At 45.1% G+C, this 273-nt stretch carries 1 protein-coding gene; it reads right to left on the reverse strand.

What is annotated here, in order from left to right; translation table 11 throughout:
• The coding region (locus AAEZ02_RS22475) for a LysR family transcriptional regulator (protein ID WP_351125259.1) at positions 1-227 on the reverse strand (227 nt) is incomplete at its 3' end.
• Positions 228-273: the final 46 nt, after the last annotated feature.

A 273-nucleotide genomic window follows, 5' to 3' on the forward strand; every position in this document is an offset into this window, starting at 1 on the left:
CTACTAAGCAGCTCATCGGCCAGTGGTAATAACTTGTGTCCTTCTTGATTCAGCACCAAGCGATTATTGACCCGATCAAATAGCGGGTGACCCAATTGTTTTTCGAGTTCTGCCAGTGCCATGCTCACCGCGGCTTTAGACAAATACAGTGCCTCGGCTGCAGCGGTTAAGGTTTTATGTTGGGTAACACTGGTAAACACGTTGAGCTGCTTTAATGAAATGTGCATAGCGCCGCTTAGTTTGATATAGAGTGAGTTTGAAATAGCATTAGTT

It is taken from the genome of Shewanella sp. T24-MNA-CIBAN-0130 (assembly GCF_040310185.1).
Taxonomy (GTDB): domain Bacteria; phylum Pseudomonadota; class Gammaproteobacteria; order Enterobacterales; family Shewanellaceae; genus Shewanella; species Shewanella psychromarinicola.